This window comes from Rothia sp. LK2492 (assembly GCF_040946345.1).
Lineage (GTDB): Bacteria > Actinomycetota > Actinomycetes > Actinomycetales > Micrococcaceae > Rothia > Rothia endophytica.
Window position 1 is genome coordinate 56,375 of record NZ_JAYWLX010000001.1, and the last position, 17,863, is coordinate 74,237.

Annotated in this window: 10 protein-coding genes; 2 read left to right on the forward strand and 8 right to left on the reverse strand. The window is 55.4% G+C overall.

The annotated features are described in order from the left end of the window. Entirely contained in the window at positions 1 to 309 is a 309-nt protein-coding gene (rpsJ, locus tag VVR27_RS00320; protein ID WP_168614567.1) for a 30S ribosomal protein S10, read from the reverse strand. Positions 310 to 891: 582 nt separating this feature from the next. Between rpsJ and VVR27_RS00325 the strand changes: the two genes are divergently transcribed. Then, positions 892 to 3,930, forward strand: a complete 3,039-nt coding sequence (locus VVR27_RS00325; protein ID WP_368546582.1) for a hypothetical protein — start codon at positions 892 to 894, stop codon at positions 3,928 to 3,930. Positions 3,931 to 4,110: 180 nt separating this feature from the next. On the opposite strand, the gene tuf is transcribed toward VVR27_RS00325, so the two are convergent. From tuf to VVR27_RS00350, 5 genes are all read right to left on the reverse strand, one after another. Further along, entirely contained in the window at positions 4,111 to 5,301 is a 1,191-nt protein-coding gene (gene tuf / locus VVR27_RS00330; RefSeq protein WP_208887317.1) for an elongation factor Tu, read from the reverse strand. Positions 5,302 to 5,492: 191 nt separating this feature from the next. Continuing rightward, complete coding sequence (gene fusA / locus VVR27_RS00335) at positions 5,493 to 7,607, reverse strand: elongation factor G (protein ID WP_346923547.1); 2,115 nt, start codon at positions 7,605 to 7,607, stop codon at positions 5,493 to 5,495. Between the two features lie 77 nt (positions 7,608 to 7,684). Next, entirely contained in the window at positions 7,685 to 8,155 is a 471-nt protein-coding gene (rpsG, locus tag VVR27_RS00340; protein WP_251379244.1) for a 30S ribosomal protein S7, read from the reverse strand. Beyond that, the gene (gene rpsL, locus VVR27_RS00345) at positions 8,155 to 8,529 is read right to left on the reverse strand and encodes a 30S ribosomal protein S12 (RefSeq protein WP_368546583.1); all 375 of its coding nucleotides are present in this window, start codon (positions 8,527 to 8,529) and stop codon (positions 8,155 to 8,157) included. The genes rpsG and rpsL overlap by 1 nt, the downstream gene beginning before the upstream one ends. Positions 8,530 to 9,034: 505 nt before the next feature. After that, complete coding sequence (locus VVR27_RS00350) at positions 9,035 to 9,295, reverse strand: neutral/alkaline non-lysosomal ceramidase C-terminal domain-containing protein (protein WP_368546584.1); 261 nt, start codon at positions 9,293 to 9,295, stop codon at positions 9,035 to 9,037. Between the two features lie 108 nt (positions 9,296 to 9,403). On the opposite strand from VVR27_RS00350, the gene VVR27_RS00355 reads away from it, so the two are divergent. Next, positions 9,404 to 10,309: a shikimate dehydrogenase gene (locus VVR27_RS00355; RefSeq protein ID WP_346872148.1), complete on the forward strand. Its 906-nt coding sequence runs from the start codon at positions 9,404 to 9,406 to the stop codon at positions 10,307 to 10,309. Between the two features lie 73 nt (positions 10,310 to 10,382). Here the strand turns inward: VVR27_RS00355 and VVR27_RS00360 are convergent, their stop codons facing one another. Then, on the reverse strand, positions 10,383 to 14,276 hold the full coding sequence (locus VVR27_RS00360; protein WP_368546585.1) for a DNA-directed RNA polymerase subunit beta': 3,894 nt from the start codon (positions 14,274 to 14,276) through the stop codon (positions 10,383 to 10,385). Positions 14,277 to 14,348: 72 nt separating this feature from the next. Next, on the reverse strand, positions 14,349 to 17,849 hold the full coding sequence (locus tag VVR27_RS00365) for a DNA-directed RNA polymerase subunit beta (RefSeq protein WP_368546868.1): 3,501 nt from the start codon (positions 17,847 to 17,849) through the stop codon (positions 14,349 to 14,351). Positions 17,850 to 17,863: the final 14 nt, after the last annotated feature.

Sequence of the window (17,863 nt, forward strand, 5' to 3'; positions counted from 1 at the left end):
CTACAGCTTGATTTCGATGTTTACGTCTGCCGGAAGGTCTAGACGCATGAGGGCATCAACAGCCTTAGGGGTCGGATCAACAACGTCGATCAGACGCTTGTGCGTGCGCATTTCAAAGTGCTCGCGGCTGTCCTTGTACTTGTGAGGTGAACGGATAACAACGTATACGTTCTTTTCGGTGGGCAGCGGCACCGGGCCAACTACCGTCGCACCTGCACGAGTTACTGTCTCAACGATTTTCCGTGCTGATGAATCAATGACCTCGTGGTCATATGACTTCAGACGGATGCGGATTTTCTGTCCCGCCATCTGTCGGACTCTCTTTCTGTCTACTTCCCTGTAACGGAGCGGTTGCTCCTTTATGTGATGCTTTAGGTTAAGAAACTCATAGCTTCTCTTGCACCACCTCGAACAGACTGAATCCGGTGAAACCGGGTTCCTCACCCTGCCGAGGCACCGACCCCCGAACTCGGGCGTGTCGCGTACTTTGTGATGAATTTGCGCTTCACAGCCCTTGAACTGATCGATTGGGTCATATTTGGGCTTACTCTAGAATCCAGAATCTTGAACGATTCATAGCCTGCTTAAAGCGGTAAGCGCTTGAACAACGTCTTCTATTCTACAGGCTCAGTTATCACTTGCAACCCCCAGAATTGATTAGTGCTAGCTCTCACATGAGCCCCTCGGTGAGCTCTGAACAGTACCCCCGCTCTTAACATACGGGAAAGCGTCAAAGGATCTTAGTCTGACTGGTCTAGCATGAAAAATATGAGCCTGCCATCTCCCCCACCTGAATACCCATCAAACCCGTGGGATCCGCCTGCTTCAGTGCTGGCTGCCAGAGTAAATCCGCCGGTATCGCTTCACCCGCCGCGACAGGATCGTCGAGCCTTGGAAAATATCTTCCTAAATCTCGGCCTTTACCTGGGTAGCCTTCTCATTATCAGCGCTTCCTCCCTTTTAGTGAGCTCAGTAGCAACGGCTCCTATGCAGGGTGTTCTTCTATGCGCACTCACCTTACTCGTCTACGTCGCGGGTTTGGTCAGCTACCGGTGGATTCCAAAACTACGCCTGGCGTCCTACTCTTTTACGGCGACGGGGTTGGCACTCATTCCCCTGTGCGGTCTTGCCGTTTATCACCTGATGTGGCCCCTTTCCGGGGCTTTACTCTGGCTACTGGTATCACTGGTAGGCACCGCAGCCGTCTTGGGAGCCCTGGCTCTCATGAAAGCACGGGTCATGATCTACCTGGCAATTGCCTTCATAGTCTCCGATGTACTTGCTGTCTCTAAGACAATGCAGGTGGGGCTGATTTGGTACTTTGTGTCTCTTTTGCTGCTCGCAACAGCTCTGGCCCTGACACAACGATTCGCATCAGCACAGTTACCTGTGCAGCTTACTCGCGGGATCAACGACTCTGCCCGCGTCTTTGTCCCGGTCACCATGTTTGCTTCGATGATGATAGGAACACGGTTGCATTTTTGGGAAACGGCACTCATCTTTGTGCTCGGTACCCTCTACGCGGTTACTTTTGTTGCTCTGGATCGAAGTTTTTACTTCTATGTGCAGGCCCGCGTCTATTCGCTGCTGGCTACTCTTTACTTCACGCTCTGGCTTTGTGAGTACTTGAATAACTATGTATATGTTCTGCTCCCAACTGCGATTCTGTCGCTGATATCTTGTTTCATCTTAGGTTTGGTCAATTTGCCGGCTCTACCTTGGGCGCCTTCTAAAGATCTTATGGCGACCTGGTGTCTAGCCCAGCCCCCAGTGATTTTCTCTGTTGCAGCAGTAATGGTGGATGCTCACGCGGAACCCACCTTATTCGGCAACTCTTCCGGCGGTGTGGGGGCCACTCTGGTTCTTTCCCTGCTGGTCACCCTTAATGCGGCCGCCTTAGGGTTGGTGGGCAGAAGCCGTCTAAAAACTTATATCCCAGCTTTAGCCTTCATCGTGGGAATCTTAGGTTTTATTGCTCTACCCACCATCCCATTAGTAGTTCTACTTCTTGGCCTAGCAGCACTGCACGTCATGCCTAAGCCCCTCAGTCACGGGGCACAGCTGCCTGGTGTTGCAGGCGGTTTAGCTCTCCCCGCTCTACTTCTACTGCTCTTGCAGATCACAGACTCCCACAGTTATTGGGCTCTATTATTTTTAGGTCTATCCGGTGCAGTTTGCTACCTCTATAGTGAGCTGGCAACCCCCAAGACGGCAGAAACTCCCTCCAACGCCCGGATCTTCTCAGCTATCACTCTGCTGGCATCGGGTGTTATCACCCCAGTACTTCTGTCTATAGGTGTTGATGTTGCCTACAGGTACCGGGTCATCCCTGGAAGTCTCGAGTACAGCGCTTTATCCGTGGGCATTGCTTCTTATCTTGGACTGATTGTTGCCGGGGCACTTTTGACACTTGACCGCACCTATCGAGCTCTTGATGCCAGACCGATTCATCAGAAAGCCCCAGTTTCAGGCCAGATATATACTCTTTCTCCCCTGCAAACCCCCTACCTGCTCCTTACGGCTCTCTACGTTTCAGTTAGTCTCATCCTTATCACCACGCCAGCGGTTCTAATGAGCCACCGGGACTATTTGGTGTATGCAGCGCTGTTGCTGAGTACGCTAGCAATCTTCTGGAAGACCAGCCCCAGAACTTTCAGTCACCTAGGTATCTTGATTCGCCTTTACCTACTGTGGGCTGCTGTCCAGCTAACGATTACTAGCTCACTGTTCTCTCTCCATACCGCCCTCATCATCACCTTCTTGACGGCCCTGCTCTCTGCTTGTTCTCTTCTGCTCATCCGATTCCACCAGCTCAGCAGATCAGCCAATACAGAACTCATCACCGGTCTTGTATTTGGCTGGATAGCTCTTCTAGCTGCGCTCCCCCTTATCCGAACAGACATCAGAGTCGCAGCCCTCCTCGGTGCTCTGCTTCTTACCGGTTTAGCTCTTCTCTGGCAGATTACGTCACGTCGCCCGGCGGTATCCGCGTTGCAGGTAGCGCTTGCCGCCGGTGCCCTCACTCTTCTGGGCTATCCTCTTCTTACCGGCAGCTTGAGGCTTTCGGACGCGCTGAGTCTCTTGCTCCTGGGAATGTTGAGCCTTGCCGGGAGTAAAACCTGGGCCGCTCTCAGCGTCTCGACTCAACCAGCACATGTCAGTAACCCCAACCAGGAGGACTATTTGGGTCGTTGGGGATACGCCTATAACGTCACCACTGCCCGAACAGGTCTTGCCCTTACCCACGTCTATCTCTTACACCCGGTATGGGCAGAACCTCTAGCTCTCTCCTGCCTTGCCATCCTGATTCTTACTGCAGGTTGGTGGGTCCAGGTAGCTCCGCAGATGCGCCTCTACCCACCTCTAGTGGGTATCAACCTCCTCATGTTCCGTATTCTCGTAGAGAACGAGATGCGGGAAGCGTTCCTCTATTTGTCACAGGCCCTAGTTTTCAGCTTCAGCCTGCTCCTCGTCTTCAGCATCATTAGGAGACAGAAACCCTCCCTGATTCTCTACAGTATTGCTCTTGGGATACAAGCCTTTGGTACCCTCTATTTGACGGTGGCTGGCTGGTCTCTTACCTGGAGCGACCGGCTCATCATCGTGCTAGTCACCCTGGTGCTACTCGTCGCTACAGTACTCCTGAAACCTAAGATCCTGGTGATTCTTGTAGTGGCTATGCTGTCCTACCAGATTCTCTACATCGTCGGTGGACTCAACATCTTCTCGCTCTTCATCCTGGGCTTCGCCCTCATTGGCTTAGTCATCTGGCGTCTACTAGCCCGCGATGAAACTATACAAACACAACCCCACCTGCCCCGCCGGCCTTGTGGCTCCCAGCCAACTGCGCCACCGGCTACAGGAAGCAACCCTAGCGGGACCCAACAAACATCAATCCCAGCCTGGCAGAAATCAGACCATACACCTTAAAAGGCAATAAGTCTCCTTGGCCACCCGACGCTCTAGGACCGGCTCTCTATCGGGCTAGTTAGCTTTCAGGCTGGACGGTTTCTTTTGGGTATAGCAGAGGGCCCCCGGCATTGCCGGGGGCCCTCTGCATGGGTTCGTTACCGAGGTCAAAGCCTGGTTAGAACATCAGGTAAGCAGTACTTACTTGATGATCTTGGTAACGCGACCTGAACCAACGGTGCGGCCGCCTTCGCGGATTGCGAAGCCGAGGCCCTCTTCCATAGCGATTTCCTGGATGAGCTCAACGGTCATCTCGGTGTTGTCGCCAGGCATAACCATTTCGGTGCCCTCGGGGAGGGTGATAACGCCGGTTACGTCAGTGGTACGGAAGTAGAACTGAGGACGGTAGTTCGAGTAGAAGGGGTTGTGGCGGCCGCCTTCATCCTTGGAAAGGATGTAAACGTTAGCCTCGAACTGGGTGTGGGGGGTGATGGAGCCGGGAGCTACAACAACCTGGCCACGCTCTACGTCATCGCGCTTCAGACCGCGGAGCAGAAGGCCACAGTTTTCGCCTGCCCATGCTTCGTCGAGCTGCTTGTGGAACATTTCGATACCGGTAACGGTGGTCTTCTGGATGGGACGGATACCAACGATTTCAACTTCAGAGTTGATCTTGAGGGTACCGCGCTCTGCACGGCCGGTAACAACGGTACCGCGACCGGTGATGGTGAAGACGTCCTCGATGGGCATGAGGAAGGGCTTGTCCTTATCGCGGACGGGGTCCGGGATGTACTCATCGACTGCGTCCATGAGTTCCTCAACCTTAGCAACCCACTCAGCGTCGCCTTCAAGAGCCTTGAGAGCTGAAACGCGAACTACGGGAGCTTCGTCGCCGTCGAATTCCTGTGATGAAAGAAGTTCACGAACTTCCATTTCAACGAGGTCGAGGAGTTCTTCGTCGTCAACCATGTCTGACTTGTTGAGTGCAACAAGCAGGGTGGGAACGCCAACCTGGCGAGCCAGCAGAACGTGCTCGCGGGTCTGAGCCATGGGACCGTCGGTAGCAGCAACAACGAGGATTGCGCCGTCCATCTGAGCAGCACCGGTGATCATGTTCTTGACATAGTCAGCGTGGCCGGGAGCGTCAACGTGTGCGTAGTGACGCTTCTCGGTCTGGTACTCGATGTGAGCAATGTTGATGGTAATACCGCGCTGGCGCTCTTCGGGAGCGGAGTCGATAGCACCGAAGTCGCGCTGCTCGTTCAGATCGGGGTACTTGTCAGCAAGAACCTTTGAGATTGCAGCGGTCAGGGTGGTCTTACCGTGGTCAACGTGACCAATGGTACCAACGTTTACGTGAGGCTTGGAGCGCTCGAACTTAGCCTTAGCCAAGAGTATTCCTCCTATAGAGAAGTTATGAAAACGTGCACTCGGGTTTCACACCGGCGCAATCCGCCAAAAAGCGGTCTAGCTACCACAATAGCGGATAACGCCGGTGAGTTGAAACCCTAGAACGGTTTCACGGATATGGTTTTTTCAAAAAGAGGTGCGACTCACTTGCGGTGAGTTACGCGGGGACGAAATTACTCGCCGCGGCTCTTCTGGATGATTTCATCAGCAACGTTCTTGGGAACCTCTGAGTAGCTGTCGAACTCCATGGAGAACACAGCGCGACCCTGGGTCTTTGAACGGAGGTCACCGATGTAACCGAACATTTCTGACAGCGGAACAAGAGCGTGAACGATCTTGACACCTGCTGCGTCTTCCATTGACTGGATCTGACCGCGGCGTGAGTTGAGGTCGCCGATAACGTCGCCCATGTACTCTTCCGGGGTACGAACTTCAACAGCCATCAGCGGTTCAAGCAGAACCGGGTTAGCGCGGCGTGCGCCTTCCTTGAAGACCATTGAGCCTGCGATTTTGAACGCCATTTCTGACGAGTCAACATCGTGGTAAGCACCATCGATCAGGGTTGCCTTCACACCAACAACGGGGTAGCCAGCGAGGATACCGAGCTGCATTGCGTCCTGGATACCGGCGTCAACAGAGGGGATGTATTCACGGGGAACACGACCACCGGTGACGGCGTTGCTGAACTCGTAGAGTTCTTCTGAATCGAGGGGGATGGGCTCGAAGGAAACCTGAACCTTAGCGAACTGACCTGAACCACCGGTCTGCTTCTTGTGGGTGTAATCCACCTTATCAACAGCCTTGCGGATGGTCTCGCGGTAAGCAACCTGAGGCTTACCAACGTTAGCTTCAACCTTGAATTCACGCTTCATACGGTCAACGATGATGTCGAGGTGAAGCTCGCCCATGCCACCGATTTCGGTCTGGCCGGTTTCTTCGTTAAGTGAAACGGTGAAGGTGGGATCCTCTGCAGAAAGCTTCTGGATCGCGGTTGACATCTTTTCCTGGTCACCCTTGGTCTTGGGTTCAATTGCCACGAAGATCACGGGAGCGGGGAAAGTCATCGACTCAAGGACAATCGGGTTAGCGATATCACAGAGGGTGTCACCGGTGGTGGTGTCCTTCAGACCAATCGCTGCGTAGATGTGACCTGCCTGAATCTCATCAACCGGGTTCTCCTTGTTGGAGTGCATCTGGAAGAGCTTACCGATGCGCTCTTTCTTGCCCTTAGTTGAGTTGAGAACCTGCTGGCCTGATGAAGCCTTACCCGAGTAAACACGGATGTAGGTTAGCTGGCCGTAGAAGGGGTGAGCTGCAACCTTGAACGCCAGAGCTGCGAAAGGCTCGTCAGCTGAGGGGGTGCGGGTCAGTTCAACTTCTTCATCGTTGGGCTTGTGACCAACCATTGCGGGAACGTCAAGGGGGGTGGGCAGGTAATCCAGAACAGCGTCAAGCATAGGCTGCACACCGCGGTTCTTGAATGCTGAACCACAGAAAACGGGGTAAGCCTCGTTGTTCACGGTCAGCTTGCGTACGCCAGCCTTGATTTCCTCAATGGTGATTTCTTCACCTTCGAGGTATTTGTTCATCAGCTCGTCTGAAGCTTCTGCAACAGACTCAACGAGCTGCGAACGGTACTCTTCAGCCTTTTCCTTGAGGTCAGCAGGGATTTCCTGGATCTCGTAGGAAGCGCCCATGGTTACGTCACCCTTGGCATCGCCGGGCCATACGTAAGCCTGCATGGTGAGCAGGTCTACGACACCGATGAAGTCGTTTTCAGCGCCGATGGGCAGCTGCATCACGAGGGGGGTGGCACCAAGACGCTTGATGATGGTATCTACGGTGAAGTAGAAGTCAGCGCCCAGCTTGTCCATCTTGTTGACGAAGCAGATGCGGGGAACTTCGTACTTGTCAGCCTGACGCCAAACGGTCTCAGACTGGGGCTCAACGCCTTCCTTGCCGTCGAAGACTGCAACAGCGCCATCGAGGACGCGCAGTGAACGCTCAACCTCAACGGTGAAGTCAACGTGGCCGGGGGTGTCGATGATGTTAATCTGGTTGTCTTTCCAGAAGCAGGTGGTAGCCGCGGAGGTAATGGTGATACCGCGTTCCTGTTCCTGAGCCATCCAGTCCATGGTTGACGCACCGTCGTGGGTTTCACCGATTTTGTGATTAATACCGGTGTAGAAGAGGATGCGTTCGGTGGTGGTGGTTTTACCGGCGTCAATGTGCGCCATAATACCGATGTTGCGGACCTTGTTCAGGTCGGTAAGCACGTCTAGTGCCACTTTGTTCTCCCTTGTGAGAAACTTCGAAAGCCTGCCACCTTACACGGAGTGCAAAAGGTCGGCAGGCTGCGAAGAAATTACCAGCGGTAGTGTGCGAAGGCCTTGTTGGACTCGGCCATCTTGTGAGTGTCTTCGCGACGCTTCACAGCGGCACCGAGACCGTTAGATGCATCCAGGATCTCGTTCATGAGACGCTCGGTCATGGTCTTCTCGCGGCGAAGCTTTGAGAAACCTACGAGCCAGCGGAGTGCTAGGGCAGTTGAACGGCCCGGGCGAACTTCTACGGGAACCTGGTAGGTTGCGCCACCGACGCGGCGTGAGCGAACCTCAAGAGCAGGCTTGATGTTGTCCATAGCCTTCTTGAGAGTTGCAACGGGGTCTTCACCGGACTTGGCAGCAACACCCTCAAGTGCACCGTAAACGATGCGCTCAGCGGTTGACTTCTTGCCGTCCAGCAGAACCTTGTTGATGAGCTGGGTAACCAGCGGTGAACCGTAAACGGGATCGTTTACGAGGGGACGCTTAGGAGCGGGACCCTTACGAGGCATTACTTCTTCTCCTTCTTTGCGCCGTAGCGTGAACGAGCCTGACCGCGGCCCTTAACGCCCTGGGTATCCAGTGCGCCACGAACGATCTTGTAACGAACACCGGGGAGGTCCTTCACATGGCCACCGCGCACGAGCACGATGGAGTGTTCCTGAAGGTTGTGACCTTCACCGGGGATGTAAGCCGTTACTTCTACGCCGCCGTTGAGCTTAACACGTGCGACCTTACGCAGTGCTGAGTTCGGCTTCCTGGGGGTGGTGGTGTATACACGGGTGCATACGCCACGCTTCATGGGGTTGCCCTTAAGTGCGGGCGCCTTGGTCTTTACGACCTTGGGTGCACGGCCCTTACGGACCAACTGCTGAATTGTAGGCACTTGTTCTCCGTTTGGTTTCGGTCGCTCCGCTAGGTGCGACCGGTTACTGTATCTTGCGGCTAGACTCTAGCCCCTCAAGTATTTGCAGGTGATGCTGTTTGAACAACATCTCCTCCAGGTGGAAAAGGTGTTGCTCCTGCGGTTTCACCTGCACAACACGTGCTGTATTGGGCGAGCTTTTATATAACGCGCAAAAGAATCACATTGACTTAGCTGTTTTTACCCAGACATGACGAAAAATGGCATTTAGGCCTCAAGATCGCTGACCAACAAAAGTTGGGGCGAACAAGGCCAAAGGACGGTGTCCGTTCTGCCATTGGTATTCCGTACGATGCCAGCTGGGAAGAGCTAGCTAAGTACTCCACATAGAACTATAGCCGGTTACCGTGGTTTTAATCCACCCCGATAACCGACTATTTAAGCCTTTAATCCCTCAAAACAGGTGATGTCAGGCACGTAGGTAGCCTCATGCGTCGCGGTGAGTGATAGCTTGGGGCGCCTGGGTCTACGCCAAGATTTTCAATTCAGCCTTCGAGCGGACCGTGAAAGGGTTAGTTACTTCGGTAAAGGGGGTGAGAGCCTCTGATGCCACCTTGGTGTCCACGTTGTAGACCAGGCGGTAGTGGCCCGGAGTAGCGGTGGCAGAGGCTCTCCATTCAATGGTGACCCTCGACTGAGCCGCCAGGTGACGCTTCCACTTGAAGCTGGTATCAGGGTCATTATCAGCAGGTACCTTAACCCAGCGTCCACGCTTGTAGGCCTGCACCAAGATGACCCGGGAGTCGTCCGCTGGTTAGGACGCCGGTTTGTGCCCCAGTACCTCTCTGTCTAGCCTAGGACTCAGTGCAGTTATCGGGCCGGAAAGAAGGACGCTGTGAGCAGGATTGATGAATCGTTTTTGGTGGGCCTCCTGGGCAGCGGCATCAATGCCTCTCTCACTCCCCCGATGCACGAGATGGCTGCTGACCAATTAGGGATCCGTTACCTTTATCGCCCCCTAGACATTGATGCCCTGGGCCCTCATCAACGAGCCTTCACTGCCGACGACTGCGGCACTCTCTTGAGCTACGGGCTGGCCCTGGGTTATAACGCTTTCAACATTACTTACCCCTGCAAGCAGCTCATTATGCAACACCTCGATCAGGTATCTGAACATGCTCTGCAACTCGGCGCGGTCAATACGGTAGTAATCGAAGACGGCGCAACGGTAGGCTACAACACCGATTACTCAGGCTTTTCTTTCGCTTTAGACAGCGGGCTAGCACTAGCACCTGAGGACCTAGATACGGTGCTCCAGTTGGGTGCCGGTGGCGCTGGCTCTGCCACTGCTTATGCTCTGCTGAGCCGCGGAGTCAAAACGCTCTTCCTCTTCGATATTTCAGCTCAACAAGCCCAAGCGCGGGCCAGCCAGCTACAAGACCTCTTCCCCTCCCAAAAAATCGTGGCGTTAACTCCAGAGCAGCTAGCTTCCGCGCTGGCATCCTCCCGTGGTTTGGTAAATGCTACCCCCATCGGTATGCATCACCACCCCGGCGCTCCCCTAGACCTCTCGCTCCTACGCGCTGACCTGTGGGTTGCCGACGTTATCTACCTGCCCCAGGACACCCCTCTGATCACCGCAGCCCGCGCACTCGGGGCGCGCACCCTACCCGGCGGCCTCATGGCGGTAGGCCAAGCCGTAGATGCCTTCACGCTCATTACCGGCCAACGCCCCGATATTCCAGAACTCCACCGTTTTTTCTTACAAGAAACCGGCAATGAGCTCCCTCTTAGTTTTTGAGCACAGCAAAGGGCGCTTTCCCACGAAGAGTGAGAAAGCGCCCTTTGGCTTAGCCTAACGGCTCAAGAACGGTTTACTTACCGAACTCGTAGTCATCCAGCGGAATCGCCTGGAACTCGGGGCTAATAGCACCCTCGTTGGTCTCGGCGTAGCTGAAATCGTTATAGGGGGTCGCGGTCTGCGCAAACATCGCTTCGCGAGCCTCGTCGGTGGGTTCAACCTCGATATCGTTGTAACGAGCGAGACCGGTACCGGCGGGGATCAGCTTACCAATGATGACGTTTTCCTTGAGGCCAACCAGCGGATCAGACTTACCTTCCATAGCCGCCTGAGTCAGAACTCGGGTAGTTTCCTGGAAGGAAGCAGCTGACAGCCAGGACTCGGTGGCCAGTGACGCCTTCGTGATACCCATCAGCTCGGGGCGGCCCGCAGCAGGACGCTTACCCTCAGCCAGAGCAGCGCGGTTAGCGCGCTGGAAGGCAATGTTCTCAACCAATTCACCGGGTAGCAGTGCGGTATCGCCGGAATCAATCACGGTAATACGGCGCAGCATCTGGCGGACGATAACCTCAACGTGCTTATCGTGAATGCCTACACCCTGTGAACGGTAGACGCCCTGAACCTCATCCACCAGGTGCTTCTGAGCCTCACGGGGGCCACGAATACGCAGCACCTCCTTGGGGTCAACAGCACCGGCAACGAGCTGCTCACCGACCTCGATGTGATCGCCTTCAGTAACATTGAGGCGGGCACGACGCAGGACGGGGTAGGCGATGGGCTCATCGCCATTATCCGGAGTGATGACAACCTTCAGTGACTTCTCAGTGTCCTCAATCGACACGCGACCGGTGACCTCTGAAATCGGAGCTACGCCCTTGGGGGTACGTGCTTCGAAGAGTTCCTGAATACGGGGCAGACCCTGGGTAATATCATCCGCTGATGCGACACCACCGGTGTGGAAGGTACGCATGGTTAGCTGGGTACCGGGTTCACCGATGGACTGAGCAGCGATAATACCGACAGCCTCACCAATATCGACCAGGTTGCCTGATGCCATAGAACGGCCGTAGCAGAGTGCACAGACACCAACAGCTGATTCACAAGTCAGGACCGAGCGGACCTTAACTTCCTGAATGCCAGCCTTGTAGAGATCATCAATGACGATATCTGACACGTCAGCGCCGGCAGCCGCCAAGACGGTGCCGTCTTCAGCCTTCACGTCAACAGCCAAAGCGCGGCCGTGGATTGAAGACTCAACGTTCTCGTGCAAGGAAACGGCGCCGGTGTGCTCGTCCACCTGGGTAAGAGGCAGAGTCAGACCGCGGCGGGTGCCACAGTTGTCTTCGCGCACGATGACATCCTGAGAAACGTCCACCAGACGGCGGGTTAGGTAACCCGAGTTAGCGGTACGCAACGCGGTATCAGCCAGACCCTTACGTGCACCGTGGGTTGCAATGAAGTACTCCAGAACCGATAGGCCTTCACGGTAAGAAGACTTAATCGGGCGGGGCATAATTTCACCCTTGGGGTTAGACACCAGACCACGGATACCGGCAATCTGACGAACCTGCATCCAGTTACCACGTGCACCCGAGGTGACCATGCGGTTGATGGTGGTGTTCTTCTCAGCCAGGTTTTCCTTCATAGCCTCAGCAACCTCATCGGTTGCCTTGGTCCAGATGTCGATGAGCTCGGTACGACGCTCAACGTCGTCAATCAGACCCATCTCGAACTGGGATTCGATGTCAGCTGCCTGCTTCTCGTAGCCTTCCATAATGGCGGGCTTGGTGGGGGGCGCTGCGATGTCAGAAACAGCAACGGTCACACCTGAGCGCGAAGCGTAGTAGAAGCCGGTGTTCTTCAGGTTATCCAGTGAACGGGCAACTACGTACATGGGGTACTTCTCAGCAAGATCGTTGATCAGTGCACCCAGTGACTTCTTGTCTGCAACACCGGTGTACCAGGGGTAATCGGCGGGCAGAGCCTGGTTGAAGATAACCTGGCCGACGGTGGTTTCAACGAGAACGGGCTGACCTACCTCGTAACCTTCAGGAGCCTCAAAGCCCTCGTAGGGTACGAAGTCATCAAGAATAATCTTGACCTTGGTGTAGAGCTCAATCTCGTGACGGTCCATCGCCATAATCGCTTCAGCGTAAGACGAGAACAGGCGACCTTCGTTCTTTTCACCTTCACGTGCGGTAGTGAGGTGGAAGAGACCGATGATCATATCCTGGTCAGGTACCGCAACGGGACGGCCGTCTGAGGGCTTTAGGATGTTGTTAGAGGACAGCATCAGAATGCGAGCTTCAGCCTGCGCTTCGGGTGACAGCGGCAGGTGAACTGCCATCTGGTCGCCGTCGAAGTCAGCGTTGAATGCTGAACATACGAGCGGGTGCAGCTGGATAGCCTTACCTTCAACCAGCTGGGGTTCGAAGGCCTGGATACCCAGACGGTGCAGGGTAGGTGCGCGGTTCAGGAGCACGGGGTGCTCGGTGATGACCTCTTCGAGAACGTCCCACACCTGGGGGCGGAAACGCTCTACCATGCGCTTAGCGCTCTTGATGTTCTGAGCATGGTTGAGATCAACCAGACGCTTCATCACAAAGGGCTTGAAGAGCTCAAGCGCCATCTGCTTGGGCAGACCACACTGGTGCATTTCCAGAGTGGGGCCACCGACAATAACGGATCGACCCGAGTAGTCAACGCGCTTACCCAGAAGGTTCTGACGGAAACGACCCTGCTTACCCTTCAGCATGTCTGAAAGGGACTTAAGAGGACGGTTACCGGGGCCAGTGACAGGGCGACCGCGACGGCCGTTGTCAAAGAGTGAGTCAACCGCTTCCTGCAGCATGCGCTTTTCGTTGTTCACGATGATCTCGGGGGCACCGAGTTCCAGCAGACGCTTCAGACGGTTGTTACGGTTGATCACACGACGGTAGAGGTCGTTGAGGTCGGAAGTCGCAAAGCGGCCACCGTCCAGCTGCACCATGGGGCGCAGTTCTGGCGGAATCACAGGGACGTGATCCAGGACCATGCCCAGCGGTGAGTTATCAGTGGTCAGGAAGGCGTTAACAACCTTCAGACGCTTCAGGGCGCGGGTCTTACGCTGGCCCTTACCGGTCTGAATGGTGTCCTTCAGAGACTCAGCTTCGGCTTCCATATCGAAGGTCTCAAGACGCTTCTTGATAGCCTCAGCACCCATGGAGCCTTCAAAGTACATACCGTACTTATCGACCATGCCACGGTAGAGCGCCTCATCACCTTCAAGATCAGCGACCTTGAGGTTCTTGAAGCGATCCCAGACGCGCTCTAGCTGCTCAATTTCGCGTTCTGCGTTCTTGCGAACCGACGCCATCTGACGCTCAGCGCTATCACGGAGCTTACGCTTCTCGGCAGCCTTGCCACCTTCAGCCTCAACACGAGCGAGTTCCTCTTCGGTTTCGCGGGCAATGAGGTTGATGTCGGCATCCAGCTGATCCTGCAGAACCTTCTTCTCGCGGTCGTGCGCGGCCTGAAGATTGGGCAGGTCCTCGTGGCGAGCGTCCTCGTCCACAGCGGTAATCATGTAGGCGGCGAAGTAAATGATCTTCTCAAGATCCTTCGGAGCCAGATCCAGCAGGTAGCCCAGGCGTGAGGGCACGCCCTTGAAGTACCAGATGTGAGTCACGGGAGCAGCAAGCTCAATGTGACCCATGCGCTCGCGGCGCACCTTGGCGCGGGTTACCTCAACACCACAGCGTTCACAGATAATGCCCTTGAAGCGTACACGCTTGTACTTACCGCAGTAGCATTCCCAGTCGCGGGTGGGGCCGAAGATACGCTCATCAAAGAGGCCTTCTTTCTCCGGCTTGAGGGTTCGGTAGTTGATGGTTTCGGGCTTCTTAACCTCGCCGTACGACCAGCTCAGAATATCTGCTGAGGTCGCAAGGCCAATTCGCATCAAACCAAGTGAAGATTCGTTGGACATGTGGTCCTTATCTCTTTCCTAGTGTTATGAAGTCTTAGTTCTGGGCAACGATGAGGGTAAACCTGCAAAGGTTTAGACCTCTTCTACGGAGTTGGGTTCCGCGTGAGACAGGTCAATACCCAGCTCACCTGCTGCCCGGAAGCCTTCATCTTCTACATCGCGCATTTCGATGGTCTTACCGTCAGTTGAGAGAACCTCAACGTTCAGGCAAAGTGACTGCATTTCCTTGATCAGGACCTTGAAGGACTCGGGGACGCCGGGTTCGGGGATGTTCTCACCCTTAACGATCGCCTCGTAGACCTTCACGCGGCCGTGAACGTCATCGGACTTTACGGTCAGGATTTCCTGCAGGGTGTAAGCAGCACCATAGGCTTCAAGCGCCCACACTTCCATCTCACCAAAGCGCTGACCGCCGAACTGAGCCTTACCGCCCAGGGGCTGCTGGGTAATCATGGAGTAGGGGCCGGTGGAGCGTGCGTGAATCTTGTCGTCCACCAGGTGGTGCAGCTTCAAGATGTACTGGTAACCCACGGAAACGGGCTCGGGGAAGGGCTCGCCAGAACGGCCATCGAGCAAGCGTGCCTTACCGGAACGGTTGATCAGACGATCACCGTCACGGTTGGGGTTAGCATGATCGAGCAGTTCGAAGAGTTCATCTTCGCCCGCGCCGTCGAAGACCGGGGTTGCCACGGTGGTGGGGCCGGTTTCCTTGGGGAAGTTATGCAGCTTGTCGATCCAGGCGGGGTTGCCGTCAATCTTCCAACCCTGCTTAGCGAGCCAGCCGGTGTGAACTTCGAGTACCTGACCGATGTTCATACGACCGGGGACGCCGAGGGGGTTAAGGATGATGTCAACGGGGGTACCGTCTTCCATGAAGGGCATATCTTCAACGGGAAGGATCTTGGTAATAACACCCTTGTTACCGTGGCGGCCTGCCAGCTTATCGCCAACAGTGATCTTGCGCTTCTGAGCAACGTAGACGCGCACCAGCTGGTTAACACCGCTGGGCAGATCATCTTCGTCAGTATCGCGGTCAAAGATGCGCACGCCGATAACAGTACCTGATTCACCGTGAGGGACCTTCAGGGAGGTATCGCGGACTTCGCGTGACTTCTCGCCGAAGATAGCGCGCAGCAGGCGCTCTTCGGGAGTCAGCTCGGTCTCACCCTTGGGGGTGACCTTACCCACCAGGATGTCACCGGCTTCAACCTCAGCGCCAATGTGGATAATACCGCGCTCATCAAGAGCTGACAGTACTTCCTCAGAGACGTTGGGGATGTCGCGGGTAATCTCTTCAGCACCCAGCTTGGTGTCGCGGGCATCGATTTCGTGCTCTTCAATGTGAATTGAGGTGAGCACGTCATCAGAGATCATGCGCTGGGACAGGATGATACCGTCCTCAAAGTTGAAACCTTCCCATGACATGTAAGCCACGAGCAGATTCTTGCCGAGCGCCAGTTCACCCTTATCAGTTGAGGGTCCGTCAGCGATGAGGCCGCGGGTCTCAACACGGTCGCCTACCTTAACAACCACGCGGTGGTTGTAGCAGTTACCGGGGTTTGAACGCTGGAACTTCAGGATGGGGTAAGAGCTGGTAGTGCCGTCATCGTTACGCACAACAACCAGGTCAGCGGAAACCTCAGAGACAACACCGGGCTTCTTAGCCAGGACGGAGTCACCGGAGTCAATAGCTGCGTAGCGTTCCATACCGGTACCCACGACGGGAGCTTCAGACTCCAGCAGGGGCACAGCCTGACGCTGCATGTTGGCACCCATGAGCGCGCGGTTAGCGTCATCGTGTTCCAGGTAAGGAATCAGTGCGGTTGCCACAGAAACCATCTGACGCGGTGAAACGTCCATGTATTCGATGTGGGCTGCATCAACCAGAACCGCTTCGCCTGAGCCGTCGCCGGCACGGCAGAGAACCTGCTCTTCAGCGAAGGTCATATCGGGGTTCAGGGGAGCATTCGCCTGAGCAATGGTATTGCCCTTCTCATCATCAGCGGTGAGGTACTTAACCTCATCGGTGACCTTACCCTGGCGCACAATGCGGTAGGGGGTCTCGATGAAACCGAAGGTGTTAATGCGACCGTAGGTAGCCAGCGAGCCAATCAGACCAATGTTGGGGCCTTCAGGGGTTTCGATGGGGCACATGCGGCCGTAGTGGGAGGGGTGGACGTCTCGGACTTCCATGCCCGCACGGTCACGGGACAGACCGCCGGGACCCAGAGCAGACAGACGACGCTTGTGGGTCAAACCTGCAAGCGGGTTGTTCTGGTCCATGAACTGCGAGAGCTGGGAAGTACCGAAGAACTCCTTCATGGAGGCAACAACCGGGCGGATGTTGATCAGGGTCTGAGGGGTAATTGCCTCAACGTCCTGGGTAGTCATACGCTCACGCACCACGCGTTCCATACGGGACAGGCCGGTGCGGATCTGGTTCTCGATGAGTTCGCCTACCGCGCGGATACGGCGGTTACCGAAGTGGTCGATGTCATCCACGTCAACGCGCAGCTCAACTTCTTCACCGTCGCGAACACCCTTGATGGTGCTACCACCAGCGTGCAAGGTGACCAGGTAGCGAATCATCGCAGCGATGTCGTCCTGAGACAGTACTGCTGCTGATGGATCATTCACGGGGGTGTCGATACCCAGCTTGCGGTTGACCTTGTAACGACCGACCTTTGCCAGGTCGTAGCGGCGGGGGGTGAAGTACATGTTGTCCAGCAGTGACTGAGCAGCATCAACCGTGGGCGGTTCGCCCGGGCGCAGCTTGCGGTAGATATCAAGCAGGGCCTCTTCACGGGTGTGAACGGTGTCCTTCTCGAGGGTGGCGCGGATGGAGTCGAATTCGCCGAACTCGGCGAGGATCTTAGCTTCGCTCCAGCCCATAGCCTTCAGCAGGGTGGTGACGGACTGCTTGCGACGGCGGTCTAGACGCACACCAACCTGGTCACGCTTATCAATTTCGAGCTCGAACCATGCACCACGTGAGGGGATGATACGGGCCGAGTAGATGTCCTTATCGGAGGTGCGGTCCTGGGTCTTTTCAAAGTAAGCACCGGGTGAACGCACCAGCTGGGAAACAACAACGCGCTCTGAGCCGTTAACGACAAAGGTGCCAGACTCGGTCATGAGCGGGAAATCGCCCATGAACACGGTCTGCTGCTTGATTTCGCCGGTGTTGTTGTTCATGAATTCGGCCTTGACGTACAGCGGAGCTGAGTAGGTCGCATCGCGATCCTTGCACTCTTCCATGGTGTACTTGGGGTCAGCGAATTCAGGTTCTGAGAATGACAGGGACATGGTGCCCTGGAAATCCTCAATCGGTGAGATTTCTTCAAAGATTTCAGCCAGACCGGAAACGCGGGGGACGGAGGCGTCACCCGTTTCTTCGGCGACTGCTACCTTCTCTTGCCAGCGTTCGTTGCCTACAAGGCGGTCAAAGCTGTCCAGCTGCAGAGCGAGCAGGTTTGGGACCTGCAGGGGTTCCGCAATTTTTGCGAATGAGATTCGGCGCTGCGAATCTGCGCCGTTAGCGGCTTCGGTATGTGAGGTGCTCGAGGCGACCAAGATATTGGATCCTT

What these genes read in the sequence shown, in the direction of transcription:
- rpsG (WP_251379244.1), bottom strand. Translation starts at nt 8,155, where the DNA reads ATGCCTCGTAAGGGTCCCGCTCCTAAGCGTCCCCTCGTAAACGATCCC.
- rpsJ (WP_168614567.1), bottom strand. Translation starts at nt 309, where the DNA reads ATGGCGGGACAGAAAATCCGCATCCGTCTGAAGTCATATGACCACGAG.
- VVR27_RS00360 (WP_368546585.1), bottom strand. Translation starts at nt 14,276, where the DNA reads ATGTCCAACGAATCTTCACTTGGTTTGATGCGAATTGGCCTTGCGACC.